Raw genomic sequence first — 14,215 nt, 5'->3', positions numbered from 1 at the left:
TACTGATGGCCGCCCGGTCGATCGGGGACCTAGCGGGTGTAGCGCAGGTACAGGTAACCGTCGTCGTCGGTGAGCACGTGGGCCGGGCGCATCCTGGTCAGCACCTCGCCGGGACCGGAGGCGATCCGCGGTGCGGCGCCGCCGACCAGGAACGGCGCCACCGTCAGGCACAGCTCATCGAGCAGGTCGTGAGCGATCAGGAGCCCCAGGATTCCCGGGCCGCCCTCGGTCAGCACCCGCCGCAGCCCGCGGTCGGCCAGCGCCTGCAGCGCGGTTGCCGGGTCGACGTCCTCAGCGCTGGACCCGGACGCGTCGATGACCTCGGCGACCCCGCCGAGCCGGGCGCGGGTGTCGGCGTGGGCGGCCGTGCACGTCAGGACCAGCGGCGCGACCTCGGTGCGGGTGAAGAACAGGGTGTCGGGATCGAGGCGGCCCGAGCGGGTGATGACCGCGATCGGCGGCACCTCGGCCTGCCCGCGGGCCTGGCGGGCGCTGCGCTGGGCGAGCGGGACCTGCGCACCGGAGTAGTTCTCGGTGCGCACGGTCGATGCGCCGACGAGGATCACGTCGGCGGCGTAGCGCATCTGCTCGAACACGGTGCGGTCACCGGCGGCGCCCAGCGCGCCGGTCTTGCCGTCGGCGGTTGCGCCGCCGTCGACGCTGGTGATCATGTTGCCGCGCACCCGGTAGGTCGTCAGGTCGTCGGGGTAGGCGTAGAGGTCGACCAGCCGCGCATCGGCGCCGTCGATCGCGGCCTCCTCGGGTGCCAGCACTGTGAACTGCGCCGCAGCGGCGGTATCGGCCATGAACACGATTGCAGCACGTCGATAGGGTGCGTGCATGGACGGGTCCAGCGGGGTGCAGCATCTGGTCGACCGCCATCCCCAGGTCACGCCGGAACGGCTGATCGCCCAGCTGGTGCCGCCGCCGACGTTCGCCGACGTCAGCTTCGACACCTACATCCCCGATCCGGGGCAGCCGTCGCAGGCCGCGGCGGTGCAGTCGTGTGCGCGGTTCTGCGATCAGGCGGTGGCGCGGCGCGAAGGCAAGAAGAAGCTGTTCGGCCGCCGCGAGGTGCTGCCCGGGGTGGGGTTGTACCTCGACGGCGGCTTCGGGGTCGGCAAGACCCACCTGCTGGCGTCGTCGTACTACCGGGTGCCGGGGCCGAAGGCGTTCGCGACGTTCGGCGAGTTGACCCAAGTGGCAAGCGTTTTCGGCTTCGCGGAGTGCATCGAACTGCTCGCCGACCACGTGCTGGTGTGCATCGACGAGTTCGAGCTCGACGATCCGGGCAACACGACGCTGGTCTCGCGGCTGCTGTCGGCGCTCGTCGAGCGGGGCGTGTCGGTGGCGGCGACGTCGAACACGCTGCCCGAACAACTCGGTGAAGGCCGCTTCGCCGCCCAGGATTTCTTGCGTGAAATCAACACGCTCGCAGCGATTTTCGAGACCGTGCGCATCGACGGACCCGACTACCGGCATCGGGATCTGCCGCCGGCGCCGGAGCCGCTGACCGACGCGGAGGTCGCCGAGCGCGCGGCCCAGTCGTCCAGCGCGACGATCGACGACTTCGACGCGCTGTGCGCGCACCTGGCCACCATGCACCCGTCGCGGTACCTGACCCTGATCGAAGGGGTGAGCGCGGTGTTCGTCACCCGCGTGCATCCGATCGACGACCAGAACGTCGCGCTGCGGCTCGTGGCGCTGACCGACCGGCTCTATGACGCCGGCATCCCGGTCGTCGCGTCGGGCGCCAAACTCGACACCATCTTCAGCGAGGAGATGCTCGCCGGCGGGTTCCGCAAGAAGTACCTGCGCGCGATCTCGCGGCTGCTCGCGCTGTCGCGGGAGGGCACCAACTACGGCTGAAGCGGGCGCACCATCACGTAGTCGTTCTCGATCGCGGCACCGAGCCGAAAGGTCTTGGTGCCGGCCACCTCGAAACCCTGCTTGGCATAGAACCGCTGCGCCCGACGGTTCTGCTGGTTGACCCCGAGCCAGACCACCGCCGCGCCGAGCGTGCCCGCCGCCCGCAGTGAGGCGGTCATCAGTTCCGCGGCGACCCCGGCGCCGTGCCGCTCGGGCAGCACGTAGATCTTCGACACCTCGACCGCGGGCCGGGCGACGACCGCGCGCTGGACGTCGTCGTCATCGGGGACGCCGCGGACCAGCATGGCGTAACCCGACAGCGACCCGTCGTCGGCGCGCGCGACGAGCACCGTGCGGTCCGGGTCGCGCAGATAGTCGCCGAAACGCTGCTGCGACAGGTTCTCCGCGATGAACGCCGCGACGTTGTCCGCCGTCACCGCGGGCGGACACGCCAGCGGAAAGGTGCGTGCGGCCACGTCGGCCAGTTCGGCGAGGTCGTCGTCGACGGCCTCGGTGACCTCAATACCCAACGGCGGCTAGAGGTTCCACTGGGCCAGGTGCTGACCGGTGACCCGGTCGATCAGCACCACATTCGACACCAGGTCGCGGTAGCAGTCCCAGAACACCGCGCCGCTGACCGTCGACCCGGCCGGCGCGTTGCCCAGCAACTTCTGCAGCGCGTCGGGGGCGTCGGTGTTGCGGGGCTCGTAGGCGTCGCCGGTCGGGGTGACGCCGCGGAAGCTGTAGGTGATGCTCTGGGCGTAGGGCGTGGGCACCTTCACCGAGTGCACGGTGATCCAGGCGCGCCACACCTGATAGCGCGGCGCCCGCGGGGGATAGCCGAAGCCGGGCGGGATCGGCGACGGGTCCACGCTGTGCACGGTGATGTCGGCGACGAGGCCCTGGAAGTTGACCTGCAGGGTCTCACCGAGCCGGCCGATCGGCGACGAGGCCGCCGACGCAGGCGCGACCACGATTCCGGCGGATGCCACGAGCGCGGCGACGAAGAGCACGAACCAGCGACGCATCCACGCATGATCGCACAGACTGAAACGTGTTACAGCGGCTTCCCGGTCAGGAGGCCCACGGACCGATCCCGCCGACCTTGTCGATGCGGATCCGGGTCAGGTATCCCGGCGGCGCGTCGGCGGGCGGGAACACGTCGGGGTTGCTCAGTGTCTGCGCCAGTTCCTTGAGCAGTTCCGGCGCCCCGCCCTCGACGATGCGCGCGGTCCCGGTGATCGCCAGATAGGGCCGCATCGCCTCACCGACACCGTCGGGGGACAGGATCGTGACCGCGACGCGTGGGTCGCGGCGCACGTTGCGCACCTTCTTGTGCTCGGAGAGGTGTGCGGTGACCAGTTCATCGCCGTCCGGTGTCGACTGCAGCGCGATCCACACCAGCGTCGCCTGGGGACTGCCGTCGGGGTTGAGGGTGACCAGGGTCGCGTCGGCACCCCTGCCGATCAGCGCGCGGGCCGCGTCGTTGAGTTTCATGCGAAGTTCTACCGCGGGCCGCGCGATTTCATTCCCTCAGGCGGCCTCGAGGTTGAGCAACGTCGACTTGGCCTGCGCCCCGCCGACGTACTGGCCGGCCGAGCCGTCCGAGCGCACCACCCGGTGACACGGGATGACGACCGGCAGCGGGTTGTGCCCGCAGGCGGTCCCGACGGCGCGGACCGCGCGCGGGTTGCCGACGGCGGCGGCAACGGCGGCGTAGCTTTCGCGTCGGCCGTAGCCGATGGCGCGCAGATGCTCGATCACCGTGCGCCGGAACCCGTCGGTGAGGCGCAGGTCGACGGGAACGTCAAAGGTGGTGCGGCGCTTGGCGAAGTACTCGTCGAGTTGCGCGGCGAGGGTGTCGAGCCGGCGCGGGGCGTTCAGGATGCGCGGGCTGACCGTGGCGGCGAGGCGGGCAAGGACCGCGTCGTGGTCCTCGATCGCGTAGGCCACGCGGAGCACGCCGGCGGGGGTGGCGGCCAGCAGCAGTGGGCCGACGGGGCTGTCGACGGTGCGGTAGGCGATGTCGAGCAACTGGGCGGTCTCGGCGTCGTGTTCCAGCCGACGGTGCAGCCGGTCGAGGGTCGCGGGGTCGGCGGCTTCATGGAAGATGTTGGCGGTCATGATGATTGGTCCTCACGGTAGATGTTGCGCAGTGTCTTGATGCCGTCGGCGGCGGCGCGGCGGGCGGCGTCGGGGGAGTTGCCGAGCAGTTCGGCGATTTCGGCGAAGGGCAGCCCGGCGATGTGGTGGTAGGCGACGGCCTGGCGTTGTTTGGTGGGTAGGCGGGCCAGCGTTTCCCAGAGGTCGGGGTCGCGGGCGGCCGGGTCGGCGCGGGGTGCCGGCATGTCGGGCATGGTGTCGGTCGGGGTGGGTCGACGCGACCGGGCGCGGCCGACGTCGAGCGCGCGGCGGTGGGCGATGGTGACCAGCCAGGCCTCGACGTTGGCGTCGGCGGGCAGGTCGGGGTAGGCGCGCAGGGCGGACAGGAAGGTCTCCGACCAGGCGTCCTCGGCGTCGACGGGCCCGACGACCGCGCGGCACACTTTGAACACGGTGGCGCCGTACTGGGTCACCACGTCTTCGAACGGTCGCACTCTCACATCATGTAGACGCGCCCCGGACCGGTGTTGTGAGATCAGCCTTTCGTGAACGGTTCGAGCGCGGCGGCCAGATCGCTTTCGAAGCGCGCCCGGTCGACGCCGAGGCGGTGCAGGATGCCGTCGTCCTCTTCGGCCTCCAACATCGCGAGCACGATGTGCTCGGTGCCGATGTAGTTGTGTCCCAGGCGAAGTGCTTGGCGGAACGTCAGCTCGAGCACCTTTTTGGCCGCGGCGTCGAACGGCGTGAGTGCCGGCAGCTCGGCGTCGACGCGGGCCGGCAGCTGCACGGCCGCCGTCACGGTGTCGGCGGTGACGCCCTGGCCGGCCAGCAGCTTGACCGCGAGGCCGTCGGGATCCTTGAACAGGGCCAGCAGCAGGTGCTCCGGGCTGATCTCGGTGTTGCCGGCGGCATGCGCGAGGTTCTGCGACTCCACCACGACGTTGCGGGCGCGGGGGGTGAACCGGCCGAAACCGGCGTTGGGGTCGAGCAGGTCGGCGCCGCTGGGAGTCTTGGGCACGAACCGCTTCTGAGCGGCCTGCTTGGTGACGCCCATGCACTTGCCGATGTCGGTCCAGGAGGCGCCTGAGCGGCGGGCCTGGTCGACGAAGTGCCCGATGAGGTGGTCGGCGATCTCGCCGAGCGACTCGGCGGCCAGCACCGCGTCGGTCAGCTGGTCAAGCGGCTCGTCATGGACCTGCTTGATGACGTCGATGAGGTCATCGAGCCGAACCGGGTTGGTGATTTTGGCGGGCTGGTTCATGGCGTCAACTCTAGGTTGACGATGATGGTGTCGTCAACCCTGGGTTGACGATCTCGGGTAGCCGCGGCGCACGGTGCGGTCGAGAATTCCGAGGGTCGCGCGCAGGGCGAGTTCGGAGACGACGGGAAAGATCCCGGCGTCGCGCCAGTGCTGGTCGATGTCGGACCAGTCGTAGAACGAGGTGACCAGGGTGCCGTCGGCGTGGGGTTCGAGGCGGTACCCGTAGACGTGGCCGATCTGCGGGCGGATCTGGCCAAGGATCGTCCAGGAGATCAGCCGGTCCTGCTCGAAGTCCTGGATCGACACCGTGACGTCGTATTTGCCCAGCGGGAAGTCGTTGAGCGCTTCGCGGTCCATGTGCACGACGAAGGTGTCGCCGGCGGCGCGGACGGGTGACCCGTCGGCGTCCTGCAGCATGCCGGTGGCGTCGATGGCGACGTGGCCCTGCGGGTCGGCCAGCACACCGAAGATCTGCGACGGCGGGGCGGAGATAAGGCGCTGGACTTCGATCCGATCGGTCATCGGCAAATCATGTCAGCGGTGTGAAACGGTCGAGAAGCCGTTTTGCGAACGTCCGTCGGGGTATTTGAAACCGCGATGCGCAACCATGCCGATACCTCCCACACGCAGCCGGCGCTGCTGCGGCGTGCGACGACGTTCATCCACGAGAACGCGCACCGCGACATCACGCTCGGCGATATCGCCGCGGCCGTCAACGTGACACCGCGGTCGGTGCAGTACGCGTTCCGCCGCCACCTGGGGACCACGCCGTTGGAGTATCTGCGCTCGATCCGCCTCGAACGTGCGCACCGGGACCTGCAGATCGCCGATCCGAGCGTCGACACCGTGATGGCGATCGCGGGGCGGTGGGGCTTCTCCCACGCCGGCCGGTTCAGCAGCTTCTACAAGCGCACGTTCGGCACGCCGCCGAGTCAGACGCTGCGCGGCGCCTGAGCGGTCATCTCGGGAAGAAGCCCTCGCGGGTGAAGAAGCCGGGTTGCCAGCCGCGCTGACCGAGGCACAGCAACGGCCGGCCGTCGGGTGCCTGGGCGGCGGACTGCGGCTTGGGGCAAGGGGCGCCGACTTCCTGGACGCCGAACAACTCGTAGGCGGCGACCCAGAAGCCGGTGTAGACAGGTGGCCACTGGTTGGCGATCCAACGGCATTGCAGGACTTCGCCGCCGGGGCCGCGGCCGAACGTGAACAGCTCCATGTTGGTGCACGGCCCGGCGAGGTGGGCGTCGTAGTTCATCCCGGGCACGTCGGTCGCGTAGCGCCCGGGGCTGTCGGGATAGCTGTTCTCGTCCGCAGTGGCGAGCGGAGCCGCGCAGATGGCGGCGCCGGCGATGGCAGCGGCGGCAAGCAGTCGGCGAATCATGTCCCACCCTCGGGTCGTCATGACCGGTTGGTCTTCGCAAAGCGTAGTAGGTGCCCACGGCGGGCCGAGTGATTTCGGGTCACGAGAAGCTCAGCCGCACCGCCAGTCGCACCTCGACGAACTCGTGTTGGCCGTCGAGGCGGAACCGGTAGCGGTGGTAGCCGCCGCCGGCTTCGACGGGCAGCACGGTCGCGGGCATGCAGATGAACAGGGACTCGCCGGTGACGGAGAAGGTCTGGGAAAACGGGGCCAGCCGCCCGCTGGGGCCCTCGCTGTCGACGACGAGGGTGAACTCGTCGCCGACGTCGTCGGGTTCGGTGTCGCAGAGGACGACGGCGTCGCAGCGGAAGGCGGTGGCGTTGGGCGCGACGGTCGTGCTGGCCCAGAATGCGCCTTCGACGTTGAGCATGTTGTCGACGACCTCGGCATGGTTGGCAAAGAACGCCGCGGTCAGTCGCATGGACGAAATCTACAAGACGCGTTGCGGTGCCGCACAGGCGGACGGACCGTCTTCTCGGGCGACAATTTCATCGGTATGCGGGAAATTGTTGCCCGTCTGCTGCGATGATGATCAGCGCGCAGGGGGCGCGCAGGGTCGGGTAACGATGGGGGAGACCAATGATGGCAATTTTTCGGGTGGGCATCGCAGGCGCGGCGGCAGTGGCCGCATCGCTCGCGCTGGCAAATACCGCGGCGGCTGAACCGCTGAGCGGGAGCTACACCGCGACGATCGGCAACCCTCCGATGACGCAGACGTGGGTGTTCACGCCGTGCGGGCCGGACTGCACCAGCCTCGACATGGGCGGCGGGGCGCCCATCAAAGAGATGCGGTTGCAGGGCAGCACCTGGAGTTGGACGCAAACCTCGGACGGCATCCCGTGCACGACGTCGATCGACGCGGGCTCGCTGGCGGGGTCTACGGGGTGTGGTGGGATGACATTCCCGGTGCAGCTGTCGCGGTAGGCAGGGCCCTTTCACGGGGCCATAGGCGCTGAGCCGCAGGAGAATTCGAGGTCCGGTGGCCTCGGACGGGACGGCCCGCAGCTACGCACACGCCCCCGATGGGCAAGCTGTGAACCCAGATCTGTCCGGACGATTGACTTGGTAGTCGATCCCGTCCGAGGCGAATCAAGATTAGGCAGAAACCGGGCCCGGAGGAATCGGGTGTTTCCCTACATTTCGGTCGCTGACGTAGACGTCTATTCCTCGTCGTCGGAACGGGGGTTGACGGTGCCGCCCACGCCGAGCGAGCCTTCGGCGCCCTGGCCGAGGGCCTCGACTTCGCCGCCGGGGAAATAAGGCGGTGAGCCGTCGTCGAGGTATCCGGCGGCCCCGGAGCCGGTGCCGAGAACGGCGGCGCCCGCGGCGCCGCCGGCAACCTTGTCGCCCGCCATCTCTTTTAGCTCAGCGGACGACTCAGTCTCGTAGGCGAGCATTTCGGGTGGTTCATCAGGCATGGCCGCTCCGTCGGTCGCTGGCGAGGGTCTACTGCAGCCCCCCGGAACCCGTCTTCAATGCGGACGACCGCGCGCTCTACCCGAACGATGCCGTACGCCTCCGGAGCGGGCGCCGAACTGTGAACGGCGGTTCGTCATCGGCGACCGCACAGCGCGATGGAAGCAGAAATGTTCATTGTGCGCCGCTCAGCTCCGGACAGGTCTTCAATCTTCACCGGGGTCCGGGCACGCACAAACGCAGAGTCTGGGGGTGAGCGTGATGGCCGCAAAGAGTACTGAGGCGCGGAAAGTGTTGCGTGAGCTGGAGAAAGAGAAGACTGCCGAAGCTGCGCAGCTAGGTCAAACATTGGATTGGAGCGCCGCCGATACCGCTGTTCTGGGCCAGATTTCGTCAATTTTGGACCGAAACCGGAGCTGTTGGACCTCTATGACGAGGCCGCGGACGTAAAGGTGAAGGTGAAGCTGTCCGGGGAGGTTCGGTTGCTTGAGCAGGCAGCGGCACGGCTGGTGCAGCAGGTGACGACGGAGTTGCCGGCCGCGGTGGAGTCGCATACGACCCGAAAGGCACGGCGGGCTGCCGATGTGCGATGGGGTCAGGCTGCTGCACGGCTGGTGCAGCAGGTGACGACGGAGTTGCCGGCCGCGGTGGAGTCGCATGCGACCCGAAAGGCACGGCGGGCTGCCGATGTGCGATGGGGTCGGGCTGCTGCACGGCTGGTGCAGCAGGTGACGACGGAGTTGCCGGCCGCGGTGGAGTCGCATGCGACCCGAAAGGCACGGCGGGCTGCCGATGTGCGATGGGGTCGGGCTGCTGCACGGCTGGTGCAGCAGGTGACGACGGAGTTGCCGGCCGCGGTGGAGTCGCATGCGACCCGAAAGGCACGGCGGGCTGCCGATGTGCGATGGGGTTGGGCTGCTGCACGGCTGGTGCAGCAGGTGACGACGGAGTTGCCGGCCGCGGTGGAGTCGCATGCGACCCGAAAGGCACGGCGGGCTGCCGATGTGCGATGGGGTTGGGCTGCTGCACGGCTGGTGCAGCAGGTGACGACGGAGTTGCCGGCCGCGGTGGAGTCGCATGCGACCCGAAAGGCACGGCGGGCTGCCGATGTGCGATGGGGTCGGGCTGCTGCACGGGGGGAGCCTCGTGGTTCGGCTTAGTGGTGCATCGGTGGCGGCGGCTTGGTGGGGGCCTTCATGTGGCGGATGCGTACGAAGCGTTGCTCGAACGTGAGCGCGCGCACAGTGCGGACGCTCAGCGCTTGTGGATCAACCCAGATGATCACTCGCAGGGGTTCTTTGAGCGGTCGACGGTTCTGTTGAAGGCGTTGGAAGCGGGTAAGGAGGTGGTGGTGCACGTGTGGTTTCTGGGTGGGCGTTCAGTGCGGTGCAACGAGACTTTCCGCACATATAAGCGTCGGTTGACGCCTCGTCCTCGCCACTGGGTTGTGGCCCCCGATGATGTCATTCGGCCAGCGCCTGGGGGTGTGCGGATGGGGTTTCCCGGTGGGAGTTCCGCGGATGACGAAGGGCAATTCCACCTCGACAAGGCAGGTAGGTAATTGATTAGTATCTTCGATTCAGTGAAGGAGCCGGAAAGGCATCGGGGGGAGCGTCCGCTGACGTAGTTCGCCCCGCCGCAACACCGACGAACGGCGCCCCCACTCGGCCATCGCGGGTGAACTGATCCGCGCCGCCACTATCGAGGGCTCGACACTCGTGCAGCTCATCGCGAGCGGCAGCACCGTTGTGATCGCGCTCATCGAAAGTCCTCAGGTGTGCTCGCCGAAATTCCTCACCTGTGAGCAGCGGTCAGTGTAGTTGTTGGCGGTTGCCGGTGGTGGTTCGGCGTAGCGTTTCGGCGGCCGCTTGGTGGTCGCGTAGGCGGTAGGACTCGCCGTCGAGGTTGATTACCACGGAGCGGTGCAGCAGGCGGTCGAGCATGGCGGCGGCGACGGTGGTGTCGCCGAGGATGTCGCCCCAAGCACCCACCCCGCGGTTGGTGGTGATGACGATGCTGGTCTTCAAATATCGTTGGGAGACAACCTGAAACAGCGCCGATGCGGCCTCGGCGGGCAACGGCAGGTAGCCCAGTTCGTCGATCACCAGCAGCGTCGGTCCGGCGTAGAAGCGCATGGTGGTGGCCCAGCGTCCTTCGATGGCGGCGCGGTGACAGCGGGCGGCCAGATCCGCGGCGGTGGTGAAGTAGGTCCGGTAGCCGGCGTGCGCGGCAGCTCTGGCGAGGCCGACGCTGAGGTGTGTCTTGCCGGTGCCCGGTGGGCCGATGAGCAAGATGTTGGTCGCCGATTCGAGGTAGCGACACGTGCCCAACTCATCGATGAGCTTGCGGTCGATCCCGGCGGCGGCATCGACATCGAAATCTACGAGGGTGGCCGGGGTGGGCAGGCAAGCGAACCGCAACCGGCCCGCTAGGCGGCGCGCGGTGCTGGCCTCGACTTCGACGGCCAGCAGCCGCTCCAAGGCGACGGTGAGCGAGAGTCCTTCGGCGCTGGCCTGGTCCAAGACGGCGGGCAAGGCTTCGGCGGCGGCAGCCAGTTTGAGCTCGGCCAGATGCGAGCGCAGCTGTTGATAGCGGCTCGCGGCTGCCGACGGCGCCTCCTCGGCGGCGGCCCTAGTGGTCTTCGGGGTGCGTGGGGTGGGGGTCATTGGATGGTCCTGTTCCGGGCGGCCCGCTCGTAGGCGGACAGGTCGATGACGGTGGAATTGGTTGATGGAGTTGATGTTTGGATTGTTTCGGCATCGAGCCGCAGTAGTTGTGCGGCAGCGGCTTTGGCGGCTGGGCCGGGTGGGATGCGTTCTTTGCGGCGGTGTGGGCGTCCGGTGGTGGCGGTGGCCATCGCGGCGGTATCGAGGGCGATGACATGGCCGCTGTCGCGCACCATCACCCCGAGCCCGTCGGCGGCCATCCGGTGGCGGGCGATCACGATCCCGCCAGTGGTGGCGATGTCGCAGAACTGGCCACCGACAGGATGGCTGACCACGACCTGAGCCGCCGCCAGTTCCGGGGGCACCGAATAACGGTTACCGCGATAGGACACCAACGCCTGCCGCGACGCTGTGCGAGTCTCCGACACGATCACCAGATACGGCGACGCCGGCGCAGGTGCCAACGGCTCGGTCTTGGCCACCACAGCGACCGAGGACCGGCCGTCGGCGGTGGCCCGCAGCCGGGTGTCGCCGCGCACCGCGGCGAAGCGATCCAGGCTCACCTGAGCCTGCTCCACGGTGGCCTCGTCGGCCAGCGTCCGCCACCAGCGCTGCGCCGCAGTGTGATTGACCTTCTCCACCACACCCTTACGGTTGCCCCGCCGAGCCGGGCAGACCGCCACTGAGACGCCGTAGTGCTTGGCCACCCCGGCGAACGACGCGGTCACCCGACCCGAGCCGGGATCACACACCGTGGCCATCCGGTCAAAACGCCACACCCGCGTGACCCCGCCCAGGCCTCGGGTCACCCGGTCCAGGCAGGCGACCAGGTGCGGCTGGTCTTCCGAGGGCGCCAGGGCGGCGCGCCACTTGCCCGAATGCGCTAGCGAGCCCACCAGCAGATGCGCGGTCTTGCCCCACCCCCAGGATGCCGGCGGATCGGGCAATTCCAGCCAGTCCCATTGGGTTTCCTCACCCGGGGCGTGCGGGATCACCGCGTTCGGGCGCTGTGTGGCCGTGCGGCACGCCTCGCACACCGGACGCAGATCCCGGGCCCGGATGTTGCGCGTCAGGCTCTGATACGACAGGCCGAACCCCAGCTGCTCGAGCTCGTCGAACAGGGTGCGCGCCCACAGGTGCGGGTCCTCGGTCAACCGGGCGGTGACGTAGTCGACGAACGGATCGAACGGGTCCGGACCGCTGCGGGCACGGACCCCCGGTTCGCCGCCACCGGCCAGATACTTGCGGACCGTCTTGCGGTCGAAACCAGTGTGGCGGGCGATCGCTGAGATCGACCAGCCACGACGGCGTAGGGCATGTACTTCCAAATCGTCCTCCCATGTGAGCATGAGAAAGCGGGCCTCCTTCGGTGAAGCAACTGGCGTCAGACACCAGCAGCTTCGAGGGAGGCCCGCCCTTCTCGGCGGAGCCACACGGGTGGGGAATTTCGATGAGCGTCAGTGGGGAATTTCAGCGAGCGCGGTCAGTTGCGAGAGATTCCGCCCGGTACACCCATGAGGATGCCCTTCGCCAAGCCGGATACCACGTCATCGGCTAGAGACGGGCGGATGCTGGCTGACAAAGGCGACTGCACTTTGAGGCATCGCCCACCAGCGGTTACCTGGGGTTCGGGCAGATTCTCGGATTGCTCTGTCGTACACCTCAATTAGTGCTGCTGATATACCGCTGTCTGTCGATCCGGAAAAGAGTTGGCGTCGAACGTTCTCGTCATTGACGATGCGTTGCGTCAACGGAAGCACGCGGTCTTCATCGAACTTGGTCGATGCGGGGTAGGCCGATCCGCGGCGGTACCTTCGGCGACGACGATGAGACAGTACGCCATATCGAATCCGCAAAGCGAGTTGAGGAGTACATCGTTCGAGTCGACTTGGTCGGCTGGCACGATTGCGCTGTCGTCCAAATCTGGGCGCATCGCCGGATGGTCCGTCAGTAGTTCACGAGCGGCAGAGATAAGTCCACCCCGATTGTCGTAAAGCATGGCTCGGCCGGCGTTCACCTGTGCCTGACGGATCCATGAGGAGTAGATGTATTCCGCATAGTAGGGATTTGAGGCTACTGGTCGCAGCACCAAAGAGTGGATGCCATTCCACGCTTCTTGTCTGACCGCCAAGCTCCCTAAAGCGTAGAGGCGGATGACAACCGCGAGCCGCTTGCGTTCGGCGTCGGTGCCGACGTCGATCGCTTTGAAGACGGCGTAAAGTCGGTCAGTTGCGGCTTCATCGAGGTCTTCGCGCCGGAAGAAACGCGCCTGCGCACAGAAGATCACCCATTTGTCTAGCACCGATTCGTAGTCAGGGACATTCAAGGCTAGCCCGAACGCTTCGCTCAGCGGCCCGACGAACTGTTGGAGCCGAATATCGTTGCCAGCCTCTAAGAGTGCTTCCGCCGCGTTGGCGAACGTAGCCTCATCCATATTCAGCAGCAGAGGAACGGTGCCTGTGCCGGCAGTTAATTTGCGGGCGTCGATGACTTCCCGCAACACCTCCTGCATGCCCTCAAGGGACTCCGCGCGAACCTGTTTGACGTATTCAGAGAGGAGGTCCGGCCAGTGAGAATGCCGGAGTCGCACGTTCTCGGCGCCCTCGCGGACCCAGAGCCACCTTCTCGGAATACCAAGCCCATCCTGTTCTTGCTTGACTCCTCGAACTGTCCGTCCTTGCTGAAGGGCACAGGTAGGCAGTCTCGGTGATGCGGCACGAAGATCATGACGATTTGATTGCCGCGGAGCTCGTGGACTCGGACGCTTAGATGTACCTCCCCTTCGATGTACCTGCGGACGAGCCCTCCCAGTCGTGCGCCGTCGAACCGTTTTGAATTGGTGATCGTTCCGGCGGGCATACATGGGGTTTCGTTGTCGTCGACGCCGATAAGGATGTAGCCGCCCGGTGGGCGATTTGACATGGCTACAACGTCTTTGGTGAATTTGAGCTTGCCCTCAGTGCTGTCCAGATCGACTTCGGCTTTGAGGTCCAGGTGCGTATCTTCGGGATTGCCAAGAAGTTCTTCGAGCTTCTCTGAATCCATGCGACCATCAGGCACCATCATTGTTCCGTCCGCCCCCTCGACGATTGTCCCGACGCAAACCTATCTATTCGCGAAGGCATTAGTGTCGGCGGCTTGGGATTCGCACAGAGCCGGGGCCTTCAAGTGCGGTGCAGTGTGCGGCAAGTGGTGACCGTACACGACTTCGCCGCATGTTCTGCAGACCCATAGCGTGTGTCCGCCGCCGTGAGGGAGACAGGCGACGTGTCGGACGAGGACTTGGTTCGGCGCGAGCGGGGTGGCCGTAGAGGCAACGGGTGGGCGCTTGTGTCATCCCCTGGTCTCGCACGTTCCGTACTAGATCGCCGACCGCATGGGCGTGATTGTGCCCGCAGACGGCGACGAAGAAACGGACGAGGTGACGGGCGTTCTTGCTGCGGGACGTCCGGACAGAGGCACCTAGTCCAGAGTGATAGCTGG

19 protein-coding genes are annotated in these 14,215 nt (G+C 67.2%); 4 read left to right on the top strand and 15 right to left on the bottom strand.

All coding sequences use genetic code 11. The features are described from left to right. Positions 1-29 precede the first annotated feature (29 nt). Entirely contained in the window at positions 30-806 is a 777-nt protein-coding gene (locus BLW81_RS23215; protein ID WP_157897809.1) for a pyrimidine reductase family protein, read from the bottom strand. A 34-nt stretch (positions 807-840) separates the two neighbouring features. Here BLW81_RS23215 and zapE point away from each other — a divergent pair, with 34 nt between their 5' ends. Continuing rightward, positions 841-1,869, top strand: a complete 1,029-nt coding sequence (gene zapE, locus BLW81_RS23210; RefSeq protein WP_083409219.1) for a cell division protein ZapE — start codon at positions 841-843, stop codon at positions 1,867-1,869. Here the strand turns inward: zapE and BLW81_RS23205 are convergent. Genes BLW81_RS23205 through BLW81_RS23175 form a run of 7 tightly spaced genes read right to left on the bottom strand, consistent with a single transcriptional unit; the run spans position 1,860 to position 5,755 of the window. Further along, positions 1,860-2,399: a GNAT family N-acetyltransferase gene (locus BLW81_RS23205; protein ID WP_083409218.1), complete on the bottom strand. Its 540-nt coding sequence runs from the start codon at positions 2,397-2,399 to the stop codon at positions 1,860-1,862. The two genes, zapE and BLW81_RS23205, sit on opposite strands and share 10 nt — an antisense overlap. A 6-nt stretch (positions 2,400-2,405) precedes the next feature. After that, on the bottom strand, positions 2,406-2,897 hold the full coding sequence (locus BLW81_RS23200) for a hypothetical protein (RefSeq protein WP_083409217.1): 492 nt from the start codon (positions 2,895-2,897) through the stop codon (positions 2,406-2,408). A gap of 46 nt (positions 2,898-2,943) precedes the next feature. Continuing rightward, positions 2,944-3,366 carry a PPOX class F420-dependent oxidoreductase gene (locus tag BLW81_RS23195; RefSeq protein WP_083409216.1) on the bottom strand — a complete coding sequence of 141 codons (423 nt, stop codon included), beginning with the start codon at positions 3,364-3,366 and terminating at the stop codon, positions 2,944-2,946. 36 nt (positions 3,367-3,402) lie between these two features. Next, entirely contained in the window at positions 3,403-3,993 is a 591-nt protein-coding gene (locus tag BLW81_RS23190; RefSeq protein WP_083409215.1) for a methylated-DNA--[protein]-cysteine S-methyltransferase, read from the bottom strand. Then, entirely contained in the window at positions 3,990-4,466 is a 477-nt protein-coding gene (locus BLW81_RS23185; protein ID WP_083409214.1) for an RNA polymerase sigma factor, read from the bottom strand. The genes BLW81_RS23190 and BLW81_RS23185 overlap by 4 nt, the downstream gene beginning before the upstream one ends. A gap of 41 nt (positions 4,467-4,507) precedes the next feature. Continuing rightward, positions 4,508-5,233, bottom strand: coding sequence for a Clp protease N-terminal domain-containing protein (locus BLW81_RS23180; protein WP_083409213.1), 726 nt, complete (start codon positions 5,231-5,233; stop codon positions 4,508-4,510). Positions 5,234-5,266: 33 nt separating this feature from the next. Next, positions 5,267-5,755 carry an SRPBCC family protein gene (locus BLW81_RS23175; protein ID WP_083409212.1) on the bottom strand — a complete coding sequence of 163 codons (489 nt, stop codon included), beginning with the start codon at positions 5,753-5,755 and terminating at the stop codon, positions 5,267-5,269. Between the two features lie 75 nt (positions 5,756-5,830). Here BLW81_RS23175 and BLW81_RS23170 point away from each other — a divergent pair, with 75 nt between their 5' ends. Continuing rightward, on the top strand, positions 5,831-6,187 hold the full coding sequence (locus tag BLW81_RS23170; RefSeq protein ID WP_083409211.1) for a helix-turn-helix transcriptional regulator: 357 nt from the start codon (positions 5,831-5,833) through the stop codon (positions 6,185-6,187). A gap of 4 nt (positions 6,188-6,191) precedes the next feature. On the opposite strand, the gene BLW81_RS23165 is transcribed toward BLW81_RS23170, so the two are convergent. After that, a complete protein-coding gene (locus tag BLW81_RS23165; RefSeq protein ID WP_083409210.1) occupies positions 6,192-6,611 on the bottom strand; it encodes a hypothetical protein in 420 nt (139 codons plus the stop codon). A 79-nt stretch (positions 6,612-6,690) separates the two neighbouring features. After that, entirely contained in the window at positions 6,691-7,071 is a 381-nt protein-coding gene (locus BLW81_RS23160) for a hypothetical protein (RefSeq protein ID WP_083409209.1), read from the bottom strand. Between the two features lie 158 nt (positions 7,072-7,229). Here BLW81_RS23160 and BLW81_RS23155 point away from each other — a divergent pair, with 158 nt between their 5' ends. Continuing rightward, complete coding sequence (locus BLW81_RS23155; protein WP_083409208.1) at positions 7,230-7,574, top strand: hypothetical protein; 345 nt, start codon at positions 7,230-7,232, stop codon at positions 7,572-7,574. A 236-nt stretch (positions 7,575-7,810) separates the two neighbouring features. Here BLW81_RS23155 and BLW81_RS23150 read toward each other — a convergent pair whose 3' ends face one another. Beyond that, on the bottom strand, positions 7,811-8,068 hold the full coding sequence (locus BLW81_RS23150; RefSeq protein WP_157897808.1) for a hypothetical protein: 258 nt from the start codon (positions 8,066-8,068) through the stop codon (positions 7,811-7,813). A 450-nt stretch (positions 8,069-8,518) separates the two neighbouring features. Between BLW81_RS23150 and BLW81_RS30055 the strand changes: the two genes are divergently transcribed. Next, positions 8,519-9,226: a hypothetical protein gene (locus BLW81_RS30055; protein WP_235632071.1), complete on the top strand. Its 708-nt coding sequence runs from the start codon at positions 8,519-8,521 to the stop codon at positions 9,224-9,226. A gap of 651 nt (positions 9,227-9,877) precedes the next feature. On the opposite strand, the gene istB is transcribed toward BLW81_RS30055, so the two are convergent. From istB to BLW81_RS23125, 4 genes are all read right to left on the bottom strand, one after another. Beyond that, positions 9,878-10,732: an IS21-like element helper ATPase IstB gene (gene istB, locus BLW81_RS23140; RefSeq protein WP_059166926.1), complete on the bottom strand. Its 855-nt coding sequence runs from the start codon at positions 10,730-10,732 to the stop codon at positions 9,878-9,880. After that, positions 10,729-12,081 carry a Mu transposase domain-containing protein gene (locus BLW81_RS23135; protein ID WP_083409206.1) on the bottom strand — a complete coding sequence of 451 codons (1,353 nt, stop codon included), beginning with the start codon at positions 12,079-12,081 and terminating at the stop codon, positions 10,729-10,731. The genes istB and BLW81_RS23135 overlap by 4 nt, the downstream gene beginning before the upstream one ends. A gap of 398 nt (positions 12,082-12,479) precedes the next feature. Beyond that, positions 12,480-13,244 (bottom strand): hypothetical protein, encoded by a 765-nt coding sequence (locus tag BLW81_RS23130; RefSeq protein ID WP_157897807.1) that lies wholly within the window; start codon positions 13,242-13,244, stop codon positions 12,480-12,482. Further along, positions 13,202-13,777 carry an AlbA family DNA-binding domain-containing protein gene (locus BLW81_RS23125; protein WP_157897806.1) on the bottom strand — a complete coding sequence of 192 codons (576 nt, stop codon included), beginning with the start codon at positions 13,775-13,777 and terminating at the stop codon, positions 13,202-13,204. The genes BLW81_RS23130 and BLW81_RS23125 overlap by 43 nt, the downstream gene beginning before the upstream one ends. Positions 13,778-14,215 lie beyond the last annotated feature (438 nt).

It is taken from the genome of Mycolicibacterium rutilum, from assembly GCF_900108565.1.
Lineage (GTDB): Bacteria > Actinomycetota > Actinomycetes > Mycobacteriales > Mycobacteriaceae > Mycobacterium > Mycobacterium rutilum.
Note: the sequence above shows the minus strand (reverse complement) of the source record. Positions and strands in the feature narration are given on the sequence as shown.